The following is a 12,005-nucleotide window of genomic DNA, read 5'->3' on the forward strand; positions in this document are numbered from 1 at the left end:
GCGCCGCGGCTCACGGCCGTGCGGCGGCAGGGGGCGGCGTCAACAGATGGCGCTGGCGAGCCTGCACAGGTCGACGTGCAGCCGCGCCACGAGCAGCGTGCCCGGCGTCTTTTCGCTCACGTCGTGGGAAACCATGCGCACATCGTATCGATTCCCGGTGCCGGTTCCCGAGTGTGATCCCGCTGTCCGGACGGCTTTCGTTCGCATCATGAGATGGATGGGTCCGGCGGAGAGCTCAGTGGGCCTCGACGATCTTGACCTCCTCCTCCCTGACCTTGCCCTCCACGATCCGGAAGGAGCGGAACTGGAAGTCGCCGGCGCCGTCGGTGTCCGCGGTGGAGACGAGGACGTAGTGCGCGCCGGGCTCGTTGGCGTAGGAGATGTCGGTGCGGGAGGGGTAGGCCTCGGTCGCGGTGTGGGAGTGGTAGATGATCACCGGCTCCTCGTCGCGGTCGTCCATCTCGCGGTAGAGCTTGAGCAGGTCCTGCGAGTCGAACTCGTAGAAGGTGGGCGAGCGGGCCGCGTTGAGCATGGGGATGAAGCGTTCGGGGCGGCCGGTTCCCACGGGCCCCGCGACGACGCCGCACGCCTCGTCGGGGTGGTCCTCGCGGGCGTGGGCGACGATCCGGTCGTGGAGGGCCTGGGTGATGGTCAGCATGGCGTCAGGATAAGCAGAAGGGCAGCCCCGTACCGAGGGGTGGTACGAGGCTGCCCACATACCGGGATGTCCCAGCTTGTCCGGGTCGGGGCCGGGCAGCCGGGATCAGAGCTTCTCGAACTCCGGCTCGCGGCGGCGTGCGGTGACCTGCGGGTCGCGGCGCTTGAGGACGGACCAGCCGATGACCAGGGCCACGTACCAGCCGCCCATCACGTACAGGCAGACGCGGGCGTCGGCGTCGTACGCGATCAGGCCGGTCACGAAGAGCAGGAACACGATGGCGACCCAGCTGAGCTTCGCGCCGCCCGGGGCCGGGAAGGCCGAGGAGGGCAGCCGTCCGGCGACGACGGCACGGCGGTACCTGACGTGGCTGACGAGGATCATCAGCCACGTCCAGATGCCGGCCGCGGTGGCGACGGAGGTGACGTAGCCGAACGCCTTCTCCGGGACCGTGTAGTTGAGGACGACGCCGATGCCCATGAAGATCACCGAGACGCCGGTGCCGAGGGCCGGGGTCTTGGTGGAGGACAGCTTCCGGAAGACGCGGGGGGCCTCGCCGTTCTCGGCGAGGGTGCGCAGCATGCGGCCCGTGGAGTACATGCCGGAGTTGCAGGACGACAGGGCGGCGGTCAGGACGACGAAGTTGACGATGCCGGCGGCGGCCGGGATGCCGATGACCTCGAAGGCCTTCACGAAGGGGCTGCCCTCGTCGGCGAACTCGGTCCACTTCACCACGCACAGGATGACGGTGAGGGCACCGACGTAGAACAGGGCGATGCGCCAGGGCAGGGTGTTGATCGCCTTGGGGAGGGTCTTCTCCGGGTCGTCGGACTCGCCGGCGGTGACGCCGACCAGTTCGACGGCGAGGTAGGCGAACATCACGCCCTGCAGGGTCATCAGGGACGACCCGACGCCCTTGGGGAAGAAGCCGTCGAAGGCCCACAGGTTGGAGACGGCGGCGGTGTCGCCGGCCTGGCTGAAGCCGAGGGTGAGCACGCCGAGCCCGATGACGATCATGCCGAGGATGGCGGTGACCTTGACCATCGAGAACCAGAACTCGATCTCGCCGAACAGCTTCACCGAGATCAGGTTGGCCACGAACAGCACGATCAGGAAGACCAGGGCGGTCACCCACTGGGGGATGCCCGGGAACCAGTAGTTGATGTAGATCGCGGCGGCGGTCAGCTCGGCCATGCCGGTGACCACCCACATCAGCCAGTACGTCCAGCCGGTGAAGTAGCCGAAGAACGGGCCGAGGAACTCGCGCGAGTACTCCGCGAAGGAGCCCGTGACCGGGCGGTAGAGCAGGAGCTCGCCGAGCGCCCGCATGATGAAGAAGATGATGACGCCCGCGAGGGCGTACATGAGGATGAGGCTGGGGCCCGCCTTGGCGATGTTGGCCCCGGCTCCCAGGAAGAGGCCGACGCCGATGGCACCGCCGATCGCGATCATCTGGACCTGGCGGCTGCCGAGCCCGCGCTCGTATCCCTCTTCGGGGCGGTTGCCCTCGCCGCCCTCGTGCTCCTTGGCGACCTGCGCCGATGTCATGTGTGCGCCTTTCTCCATGCCGACCCGGGCCTCTTGTCGGCCCCCGGATCGGGTCTCGATCCCCCCGGATTGCTGGAGTGGTTGCCTGGCCGACGGTTGTCGGCTCGGTGGCGCACCCGGCTTACGGACATGGGTGGCGTCCGCCGGGCGATCGTGAAGGTGTATCACGCACGCAGCATGATCACTCCGGACGATTGTGGCGCAAATTACCGGGAGATGCGGACATAAGGAGCGGCCATCGGCAAAGGTGATGGCCGCGGTGACGTGATCGTTATCCGGATCTGAGGATCCCCTGAGCGAACAGCGGGCGCTCCGCGCGCGAGGAGGGGGAGGCCGGGATCACCGGCCCGGCCCCTTCGGACCGGGCCGGTCAGCGGCGCGAGCCCGGACCGCGTAGTACAGCGGCCGAACCCGGGCCGGGATCAGCCGCGGGGGCCCGGGCCGCGTTCGGTGGCGGAAGCCCGGGCGGGGCGCCGCACGCCCCGGCGTGTCACGGCATGAGCGTGGACACGAGGCTCTCCTGGAGGCCGCCCAGCCACAGGTACGCCATCACCATCGGCTTGCGCGGGTCCTCGTCGGGGAGTTGGTAGAGCAGCTCGGTGTCCTCCTCGTCGTCGATCTCCAGACGGGAGCCGATCGCGAGGCGCAGGTCGTTGAGGGAGGTCAGCCACTGGCGGGACTGCTCGGCCGACAGCTTGAGCACGGCTCCGCCGTCCCCGGCGAGCGCGTCCAGGGAGCGGATCACCGCGAGGGCGTTCTCGCGCTTGCCTGCCCGCAGGTCGTTCTCGGTGTAGCGGCGGAACTCGGCGGAGTGCGCGCGCCGCTCCTCGGCGTCCCGCGGTGAGGCGGCGGTCTGCTCGGGGTCGCTGTAGGCGTCGGGGAAGAGTCTGCGCAGCACCGGGTCGGCGGGCGGTTCGCTCGGGCCCTCGGCGAACAGTTCGGCGAGCGGGTCGCCCTGCGCGTCCTCGGCGGGGCCGGGACCGATCAGCTCCAGGAGCTGGACGGCCAGCGACCGGATGATGGAGATCTCGATCTCGTCGAGGGCGACGGCCGCGCCGTCGCCGGGCAGCGGTTCGAATTGTCCGGGCATGAGGTCTTTTCGCTGGTGGGCGGGGGCTACTTGCGGTCCTGCTGGAGGGTGGCCCACAGGCCGTAGCCGTGCATGGCCTGCACGTCGCGTTCCATTTCCTCACGGCTGCCGCTGGAGACGACCGCCCGGCCCTTGCGGTGGACGTCGAGCATGAGCTTGGTGGCCTTGTCCTTGGAGTAGCCGAAGTACGCCTGGAACACGTACGTCACATAGCTCATGAGGTTGACCGGGTCGTTGTGGACGATGGTGACCCAGGGGACGTCCGGCTCGGGTACGGCGAATTCCTCCTCCACCGACTCGGTGCGTTCGATCTCTAGGGGTGCGGGTGACGTCACAGGGCCCATGCTGCCACCGGAGGGGGGTGGGGGCACAAACGCGCGGCTCGGGGGTACGCGGCGGGGAACGCGGGGGGAGGGTGACGGGGACCACGCGCACCGAAATCGTCAGAGTGACGAGATGGGGGTAGCATCGTGGTCATGAACACAGCGGACCTGGGGCTGCCCGTCGAGGTTCCTTCGACGGCGCTGTTCACCGACCACTACGAGCTGACGATGGTGCAGGCCGCCCTCAAGGCGGGCACGGCCGAGCGCCGCAGCGTCTTCGAGGTCTTCGCCCGGCGGCTGCCGGAGGGGCGGCGCTACGGCGTCGTCGCGGGCACCGGGCGTGTCCTGGACGCCGTCGAGAACTTCCGCTTCGACCCGGACGTCCTCACCTTCCTGCGCGAGCGGCGGGTCGTGGACGAACCGACGCTCGCCCGGCTCGCGGACTACCGCTTCACCGGCGACATCTGGGGCTACCCGGAGGGCGAGGTGTACTTCCCGGGCTCGCCCGTCCTGCGCGTGGAGGGCACCTTCGCCGAGTGCGTGCTGCTGGAGACGGTGATCCTGTCCATCCTCAACCACGACTCGGCGATCGCCGCCGCCGCCTCCCGGATGGCGTCGGCCGCCGCCGGGCGCCCGCTGATCGAGATGGGCGCCCGGCGCACCCACGAACTCGCCGCGGTCGCCGCGTCCCGCGCCGCCTACGTGGGCGGTTTCGCCTCCACCTCCGACCTCGCGGCCGGCTTCCGCTACAACATCCCCACCGTCGGCACCGCCGCGCACGCCTTCACCCTGCTGCACGACAACGAGCGCGACGCCTTCCGCGCCCAGGTCGACTCCCTCGGCCGGGGCACGACGCTGCTGGTCGACACGTACGACGTCGCCGAGGCCGTCCGGACGGCCGTCGAGATCGCCGGGCCCGAGCTGGGCGCGGTACGCATCGACTCCGGTGACCTGCTCCTGGTCGCGCACCGGGTGCGTCAGCAGCTGGACGAACTGGGAGCCCGGGACACGAAGATCATCGTGACCTCGGACCTGGACGAGTACGCCATCGCCTCGCTGGCGGCGGCGCCCGTGGACGCCTACGGCGTCGGTACGCAGCTGGTCACCGGCTCGGGGCACCCGACGGCCTCGATGGTCTACAAGCTGGTCGCGCGCGCCGCGTCCGCCGATCCGGACGCCCCGCTGGAGCCGGTCGCGAAGAAGTCCAGCGGCGGCAAGACCTCCGTCGGTGGCCGCAAGTGGGCCGCGCGGCGGCACGACGAGGACGGCGTCGCCCAGGCCGAGGTGATCGGCACCGGTCCCGTGCCCGAGGAGCTGGCCGGCCGGCAGCTGCTGGTCGAGCTGGTCCGGGGCGGCGAGGTCGTCCGCCGCGAGCCGCTGGACGCCGTACGGGACCGGCACGCGGCGGCACGCGCCGACCTGCCGCTGTCCGCCACGCAGCTCTCCCGCGGGGAGCCCGTCATCCCGACGGAGTACGCGCACGGGCCCGCGGACGGCTGAGGGGGCCGGGCCGGGCGCCGACTCGCGGGCGCCCGGCCTCTCCCCTCCCCCACCCGAAATCAATAGGCTCACAACACCACCGGACGCCGGCCCGCTTCGCCGGCCAGCTCCGGCCGCCCCATCCCCCAGCCGCTCCAGTCGAAGGACACCGACCATGCGCCGCGCCTTGATCGTCGTAGACGTGCAGAACGACTTCTGCGAGGGGGGCAGCCTCGCGGTGTCCGGCGGCGCCGACGTGGCCGCCGCCATCACCGAACTGGTCGGGCAGGCGCCCGCCGGTTACCGGCACGTGGTCGCCACGCGCGACCACCACATCGACCCCGGCGGACACTTCTCCGACGACCCCGACTTCGCGCACTCCTGGCCCGCGCACTGCGTCGCCGGGACGGAGGGGGTGGGCTTCCACCCGAACTTCGCGCCCGCAGTCGCCTCCGGGGCCGTCGACGCGGTCTTCGACAAGGGCGCCCACACGGCCGCGTACAGCGGATTCGAGGGCACCGACGAGAACGGCGTGGCGCTGGCCGACTGGCTCAGGAACCGGGAGATCGACGAGGTCGACGTGGTGGGCATCGCCACGGACCACTGTGTGCGGGCCACCGCCCTGGACGCGGCGCGGGGGGGCTTCCGTACGCGGGTCCTGCTGGACCTGACCGCCGGGGTGGCCGCGCAGACCACCGAGCGTGCCGTGCGGGAGATGCGCGAGGCGGGCGTGGAGCTCTCGGGCAAGCCCGTCGTCCGGTAGGTCCCGCGGGTCGGCGGAGCCCCGGTCGTCGTCCGGGCGTCCTACACCGGCCCCACGGCCGGCCACTCCTGCGGCAGAAGACGGGCCGGCGGGAAGATCCGGGGGCACAGCTCGGGCCCCGGTTCCGACCGGGGCTCGGCCTGCCGCGCCGGTCCCCGGAACAGGGCCCGGATCGGGCGCCACATCTCGGGCGACGCGTCGGCCTCCGGCTGCGGCACGGCCCCGGCGTCGGGCGCCGTGCGCCATATCAGGCCGTCCGGATGGTGCAGGACGGCCGTGACCTCGTCGGGGGTGGGCGGGGCGGTGTTGCCCCGCAGGTAGACGGCACGCAGACCCAGGTTGCGCAGCCTGGTCAGGGCTCGCGAACGGTTGTGGGCATGGACCAGGACGCGCACCCGGGCGGGGTCGTCGGCGGCGGGCCTGGGCAGGTTCATCGCCACCACCACCGTGCCGTTCGGCAGCTTGCAGAAACCTCCTGCGGCCATGCGGTCACACCCCCGTGCTGTCCGGTGTCAATAAGGGAATCACAGGACGCACCTAAACACGATCGGCGGCAACCCGCCAGGGGGTCGCCGCCGATCATGCTGTGACCTGCAGAAATATCGTTTACTTCACCGCAGGGCCGACCTGGACCGAGATCGTGGAGCCGTTCCAGGCCTCCTTGGCGATCTTGATCGTGGTGTTGGTGTCAGTGACCTTCACACCGGCGGTCTTGTTCGCCACGTCGTAGTAGGTGTGCGTGTGGTCGTTGAAGACCGACACACCCTTCTTCGCCGGGATCCTGGTCGCCACGTCCGCGTTGTGCAGCGTGATGCCGTCCGTACGGAACAGGCTGAAGGGCGAGTCGTACGCCTGGACGCGGTTGCGCATCAGCGTGCCGTCGGACCACTTCAGCACGTTCGGGTGCGCGTCGACCGGCAGGATCAGGCCGGCACCCGGGTGCTGGCTGGTGTTGTTGTCCGCCTGCGAGGTGTCCCACTTCCAGATCAACAGGCCGTTCTGGTACGGGTAGTGCTCCACCCAGTCCGGACGGGTCGTCGAGAAGCCGAAGTTGTACGGGCCGACCTTGAGGGTCTGGTCGTACGAGACGTACTGGCGGTTCTCCGCGATGTAGTACTGCGCGTACTCGTCGCTGAAGGACGCGCCGATCCGGGAGAACCCGTCCGTCGTCCAGGCGGCGTCGGCGGTCTCGGCGTTGTCCGTGAACAGCGCCGTGCCGTCGGCGGTGACGGAGATGCGGTCGGCCGCGAAGCCCTTCTGCGCGACACCGCCGTCCGTCTGGTAGCGGAAGCGCAGGTCGATCTTCTTGCCCGCGTAGGCGTCCAGCGAGAAGGCGAGCGGCTTGTAGCCGTCGACCGTGCCGGTCAGCGCCGGCTTGTCGCTGCCGTCGCGCGGGATCGGCTGACCGTCGACCGTGCCGTCGAGGGCGGTCCAGTTGGCGCCGCCGTCGGTGGACACCTCGGTGTAGAGGTAGTCGTAGTCGGCCTCGATGTCGTACCAGCCGTCCAGGGTGAGGTCGGCGGACGTCTTGCCGGTCAGGTCGACCGTGCGGGCCAGCGTGTTGCGCAGATCGTCACCGCTGCCGCTCCACCACTGGTTCTGCCCCTCGGCGGGGGTGACCACCTCGGTGGTGACGGCCTTCTTCGGGAGTTCGACGACGAGCCCCTGCTTGTTGCTCGTGTTGTACTCCGCGACACCCAGCGTGTGGCTGGACTTCGTCGCGGCCTTGGCCACGTCGTAGTCGAGCCAGCCCAGCTGGAGCTTGTCCCAGGCGTTCATGTCGCCGGGGCGGTTGCCGATCTCGTTCTCACCGGTGCCGAGCCAGGAACCGGACGACATCAGCGTCCAGAACCCGGTGGAGTTCTCGCCACCGTTGGTGTCGTAGTGGTCCGGCAGACCGAGGTCGTGGCCGTACTCGTGGGCGAAGACACCGAGCCCGCCGTTCTCCGGCTGGATGGTGTAGTCGCCGACCCAGATGCCACTGTCGCCGATCTGCGTGCCGCCGAGCTTGTTGCCCTCGGGGCCCGTGGCGCCGGCGTCGGTGCCGAAGGCGTACCAGCGGTGCGCCCAGATGGCGTCCTCGCCCTCCGCGCCGCCGCCCGCGGACTCGTCCTCGCCCGCGTGCACGATCTGGAAGTGGTCGATGTAGCCGTCGGCCTCGTTGAAGTCGCCGTCGCCGTCGTGGTCGTAGCGGTCCCACTGGTCGTACCCGGCGAGCTGCGCCTTGATCTCGGCGTCGGTCTTGCCGGCGGCCTTCTGGTCCGCGACCCAGGCGGTGACGCCGTCCTGCACCGCGTACCACGCGCAGTTGTCCGGGTCGCACGCGTTGGAGCCGTAGCGCGCCTCGTTGTAGGGGACCTTCACCCAGTCGGAGACTTCACCGTCGACGGAGTAGCGGCCCGAGGACTGCTTCTCGTAGTACGTCTTCATCGAGTCGGTGCCGGTGCCGAAGTACAGGTCCTGGAAGTGGGCCTGGTTGTAGTCCGACTTCCACGCCGTGCTGTTGTCCTTGGCGGGGTCCGGCTGGGCGATCTGGTTGTGCAGCGGGCCGGCGGTGCCGCCGTAGCGGCTGTCCACCTTGTCGCCGAACTCGACCAGGATGGTGAAGATCTTGTCGGTCTTCTCCCGGCCCAGCTCGACGTACTTGCTGTCGCCCTTGCGGCTCTTGAGCTTGACGACCTTCGAGCCGTCGCGCTTCTCCGCCTTGGCATCGCCGGATATGACCTGGTTGAGGGCCTCCTGGCGCTGCGCCGCCTGAGTCTTGCTGAGCGGCCCGTCGAGGTTGTGCTCCGCCATCCCCTTGGCCGGCTGCGGGTCGTGCCGGTCCACAGTCGCGGGACGCGCGGCCGAGTCGGCCTGCGCCACCGCAGACACCGAGAGGGTGGTGGACGCCGCTGCGATAGCCACACCGATCGCGGCAGCTCTGAACGTCCAGGGTCTTCTGGTCACTTGATGTCCTCCCCCGCGTTCGCGCGCGCGGCAGGGAGGATCCGGTGGTGGAAGTTCCGCGGGCGCGTGATCAACGCGTGTAGTCAAGTGACGACATTTGACTAGAGGTTAAGCAGAAAAGACAGGTCTTGACTTGGACAGCTCAAATGCACTATGCGGGGTGGGCAACCGGTTATCGAGAACCTCGCGCCGGACTTGACGCGACATCGAACGGGCGCGCGATTCTGTCCGCTTCGCGGACGATATGACTCCGTGCGCCCCCCATGCCCCGGCACTGTTGGTCAGGTCACGCTTACCGTCCGCCCTGCTCGGGCATGCAGCCGAATAGAGTCGAGAAACGACGCATCCCCGCTTCCGAGGACACGATTGCCATGCCTCGTCCGACCGTCGCACAGCTCGCCTACGGTTCGTGCACCGTGATCGTCTCGACGCTCGCCCTGCTGTTGCTGTCACAGGCGAGTTCGGCCCCGGCAATCGCGGTTGTCACCGTCGCGGCGCTCACGCTCGGGCTGCTCGCGGCCATGATCATTCCGCGGCGGAAGCCCGCACCCCTGGCCCACCGGACCGCCACCGGGGCCCGGAGCGGGACCGAGCCGGCGTCACCGGAGCGCGAACAGCTCGCCGCCTGACGCATCGCACACGCGCGGCAGAGCGGGTGCGGTCGGGAACACGTCGCATGTTCCCGACCGCACCCGCTCTGCCATGTCCGGCGGCCCGGCGACGCCCGCGCCCGGCTCAACCGGTGCTGACCACCACCGTTTTGGCCGGCTTGTCGTGCAGACCCTGTTTATAGGGTTTGTCGAAGAAGCTCCAGCCGCCCGAGATCGCCGTCCAGACGCAGGCGCAGCAGAAGGCGAACGGAATCCACAGCACCGCCGCCCGCACCAGCGAGCTCTGCAGGGAGGGCGTGGCCCCGTTCTCCAGGTTGGCCACCCGCATCTTCAGCAGCCTCTTGCCCAGCGTCTGCCCGGTCCTGGCGGTCAGCAGGGTGTCGTACGCGATGTAGAGCACGGCCGCGACGACGGACCGCCCGAACGACCTGCCGACCTCGATGTCGTCACCGTCCATCGTGTACTCGCCGACGCCGAACGCCAGGCTGATCAGCCACACGACGATGCCGACGAGGAGCATGTCGATGATGCGGGCCAGCGTGCGTCTGCCGCTCTCCGCGAGCGGGGGCATCCCTGCGAGCGGGTCACCGGACTGACCAGCACCGCCGTACGGACCGCCTCCGGGAGGACCGCCCTCCCCGTACGGCCCGCCGCCTGCGCCGGAGCCCGCCGCGTCGTACGGGTTGCCTCCGTAAGGGCTTCCGCCGCCCTGGTGGGGCGGGGGCCGGTCACCGGGCGGCGGGGGCTGCTTGCCGAACGGGTCGTTCTCCGGTGGCTGCCCTCCGGAGCCGGGGGGCGGTTCGGTGCTCATGGCCCGAGTCGACCGCGAACCCTCCGGCTCCGCACCCGGCGGGCGGCCGTCCGGAGTACCGGAATGCCGGGTACGGGCAGCCCGCGTCACCAGGGCCGTCTGCCGTCAGCCCGCGACGAACGTGTGCGCCGCCTTGTCGTGCCAGCACTGCCGCCACGGCTGGTCGAACAGGCACCACAGCACGCCCACGACTCCCACGACCAGCAGACCGGGCACCGAGTAGACCAGCCAGCGGCGCAGCGCAGCGCCGAACCCGGGGGCCTCGTGGCCCTCGATGTCCCGCACGTCCAGGCCCAGCAGCCGCTTGCCCAGAGTGCGGCCCCACTTGACGGTGGGCAGCACCTCCAGGACGACGCCGGCCAGCAGCAGGACCGCGAGGATGATGCCGAGCTGGACCGACGTGGTGCCGTCGAGCAGCCAGACCGTGGCGGTCTCACCGCTCAGCTTCGCCGCGTCGATCTTCTCGTTGACGTGGTCGATCGCCGCCGTGCCCAGCGGTACGGCGGCCACCGCGGTGACGGCGCCGAGGACGACCGTGTCCAGCAGGCGTGCCGCGAGCCGCTTGCCGAGGGGCGCCGGACGGGCGGCCGTCTGCCGCCTGACCATCGCCTGGAACGGGTCGTCGGCCGGGGGACGCCAGGGCGTCACGTGCTGCTCGTCGCCGCTCGCGAGCTGGTGCACCTGCTGCGCCCAGGACGACTGGCCGCCACCGGGGCCGCCGGTCAGCGCCGTCTGCGCGGAAGCGGATGTGGGAGAGGGCGCGGCCTGGGTCGGCGGGGAAGCCGGCTGCGGTGCGGGGTGGTGCGGCGCGGCGGACTGCGGCGGGATGCCCGGGAACACCTGCTGCGGGCCCGACGGGGCGGCCGGGGCCGAGCCCGGGGCGCCCGCCGTGCGGCCGCCCTGCCGGCCCACCCGTGGAGCGGCCGAGCGGAAGATCATCGTGCCGTCCTCGGCGTGCGCGGCGGTCGGACCACCGGCCGGCGCGGCCCCCGTGCCGTCGGTGGCACCCGCGGCCCCGGACGTCGGACCGCGGAAGACGAACGTACCGCCCTGTGCGGTACTGCCGGTCTGCGAGCCCTCGCCGTCGGCCGCCGCGCCCCGGGGGAATCCGGCGTCGGGGGCCGATGCCCCGGTCACGTGCGTCATGCGCGGGTCGGCAGCATGCGGATCGGCGGTCTGCTGGCCGACGGTCTGCTGGCCGACGGTCTGCTGGCCGACGGTCTGCGGGTCGGCGGTCTGCGGGGAACCCCACGAGACGCGGCGGTCCTGGTCCGTGCCGAAGCCGGACTGGCGGGAGCGGTCGGCGCCCCACGCGGACGCCGGCTCGGGTCGGCCGCCGTGCTGGAAGTCGTCGGAGGCCGGTACCTCGCTGAAGTCATCGGCGTCGGCCGGGTCTTCGGGGGCGGGCGCCGGGGCGCCGAGTCCGGCGACCGGGTCCTCGTCGAAGAAGTGCGGCCCGGTCTCCTCGACGAAGTGGGGCCCGGTCTCCTCGACGGCGGGCTGTGCCGGGCGCACCCCGGGCGGCGGGAAGAGCTGCTCGCCGTCCTTGGGGGCGGGACGGCTGGTGCCCGGTGCCCAGGCGGCTCCGTTCCAGTACCGGACATATCCGGGAATGGACGGGTCCGGGTAATAGCCCTCGCGGGGTCTGTCGTCACCGGGTGCCGGGGTTGGGGCGCTCATGTCCGTCGTCCCGTATCTGCTCGGGGGTCGTCTGGGAACCTCCACATCTATCAGACCGTCGCCACTCCCACGGCCCGTCCGGTCGTACCCACC

At 70.7% G+C, this 12,005-nt stretch carries 11 protein-coding genes and 1 pseudogene; 3 read left to right on the forward strand and 9 right to left on the reverse strand.

Annotation, left to right across the window (positions count from 1 at the left end; all coding sequences use genetic code 11):
• Positions 1-39 precede the first annotated feature (39 nt).
• The 5 genes from ABZ354_RS06440 to clpS all read right to left on the reverse strand — a co-directional run bounded on the left by ABZ354_RS06440 (position 40) and on the right by clpS (position 3,640).
• Positions 40-135: a putative leader peptide gene (locus tag ABZ354_RS06440; RefSeq protein WP_324612360.1), complete on the reverse strand. Its 96-nt coding sequence runs from the start codon at positions 133-135 to the stop codon at positions 40-42.
• A gap of 100 nt (positions 136-235) precedes the next feature.
• Complete coding sequence (locus ABZ354_RS06445) at positions 236-658, reverse strand: M67 family metallopeptidase (protein ID WP_358653565.1); 423 nt, start codon at positions 656-658, stop codon at positions 236-238.
• Between the two features lie 105 nt (positions 659-763).
• Positions 764-2,206: an amino acid permease gene (locus ABZ354_RS06450; RefSeq protein WP_358653567.1), complete on the reverse strand. Its 1,443-nt coding sequence runs from the start codon at positions 2,204-2,206 to the stop codon at positions 764-766.
• A 490-nt stretch (positions 2,207-2,696) separates the two neighbouring features.
• Positions 2,697-3,296, reverse strand: a complete 600-nt coding sequence (locus ABZ354_RS06455; protein ID WP_358653569.1) for a DUF2017 domain-containing protein — start codon at positions 3,294-3,296, stop codon at positions 2,697-2,699.
• Positions 3,297-3,322: 26 nt separating this feature from the next.
• Positions 3,323-3,640, reverse strand: a complete 318-nt coding sequence (clpS, locus tag ABZ354_RS06460) for an ATP-dependent Clp protease adapter ClpS (protein ID WP_358653571.1) — start codon at positions 3,638-3,640, stop codon at positions 3,323-3,325.
• 132 nt (positions 3,641-3,772) lie between these two features.
• Between clpS and ABZ354_RS06465 the strand changes: the two genes are divergently transcribed.
• A complete protein-coding gene (locus tag ABZ354_RS06465; protein WP_358653573.1) occupies positions 3,773-5,119 on the forward strand; it encodes a nicotinate phosphoribosyltransferase in 1,347 nt (448 codons plus the stop codon).
• Positions 5,120-5,273: 154 nt separating this feature from the next.
• Positions 5,274-5,861, forward strand: coding sequence for a nicotinamidase (locus tag ABZ354_RS06470; protein WP_358653574.1), 588 nt, complete (start codon positions 5,274-5,276; stop codon positions 5,859-5,861).
• Between the two features lie 146 nt (positions 5,862-6,007).
• On the opposite strand, the pseudogene ABZ354_RS06475 reads toward ABZ354_RS06470, so the two are convergent.
• Both ABZ354_RS06475 and ABZ354_RS06480 read right to left on the reverse strand, forming a co-directional pair.
• Positions 6,008-6,346, reverse strand: a pseudogene (locus ABZ354_RS06475) (hypothetical protein); the annotation flags it as partial.
• 121 nt (positions 6,347-6,467) lie between these two features.
• Positions 6,468-8,810 carry an immune inhibitor A domain-containing protein gene (locus ABZ354_RS06480; protein WP_358653576.1) on the reverse strand — a complete coding sequence of 781 codons (2,343 nt, stop codon included), beginning with the start codon at positions 8,808-8,810 and terminating at the stop codon, positions 6,468-6,470.
• A 371-nt stretch (positions 8,811-9,181) separates the two neighbouring features.
• Between ABZ354_RS06480 and ABZ354_RS06485 the strand changes: the two genes are divergently transcribed.
• Entirely contained in the window at positions 9,182-9,439 is a 258-nt protein-coding gene (locus ABZ354_RS06485; protein WP_358653578.1) for a hypothetical protein, read from the forward strand.
• A 106-nt stretch (positions 9,440-9,545) separates the two neighbouring features.
• Here the strand turns inward: ABZ354_RS06485 and ABZ354_RS06490 are convergent, their stop codons facing one another.
• Positions 9,546-10,232 (reverse strand): RDD family protein, encoded by a 687-nt coding sequence (locus ABZ354_RS06490; RefSeq protein WP_358653580.1) that lies wholly within the window; start codon positions 10,230-10,232, stop codon positions 9,546-9,548.
• 105 nt (positions 10,233-10,337) lie between these two features.
• Positions 10,338-11,912 carry an RDD family protein gene (locus ABZ354_RS06495; RefSeq protein WP_358653582.1) on the reverse strand — a complete coding sequence of 525 codons (1,575 nt, stop codon included), beginning with the start codon at positions 11,910-11,912 and terminating at the stop codon, positions 10,338-10,340.
• Between the last annotated feature and the right edge of the window lie 93 nt (positions 11,913-12,005).

Origin of the sequence: Streptomyces sp. NPDC005925, from assembly GCF_040638805.1 — a bacterium.
Classification (GTDB): domain Bacteria; phylum Actinomycetota; class Actinomycetes; order Streptomycetales; family Streptomycetaceae; genus Streptomyces.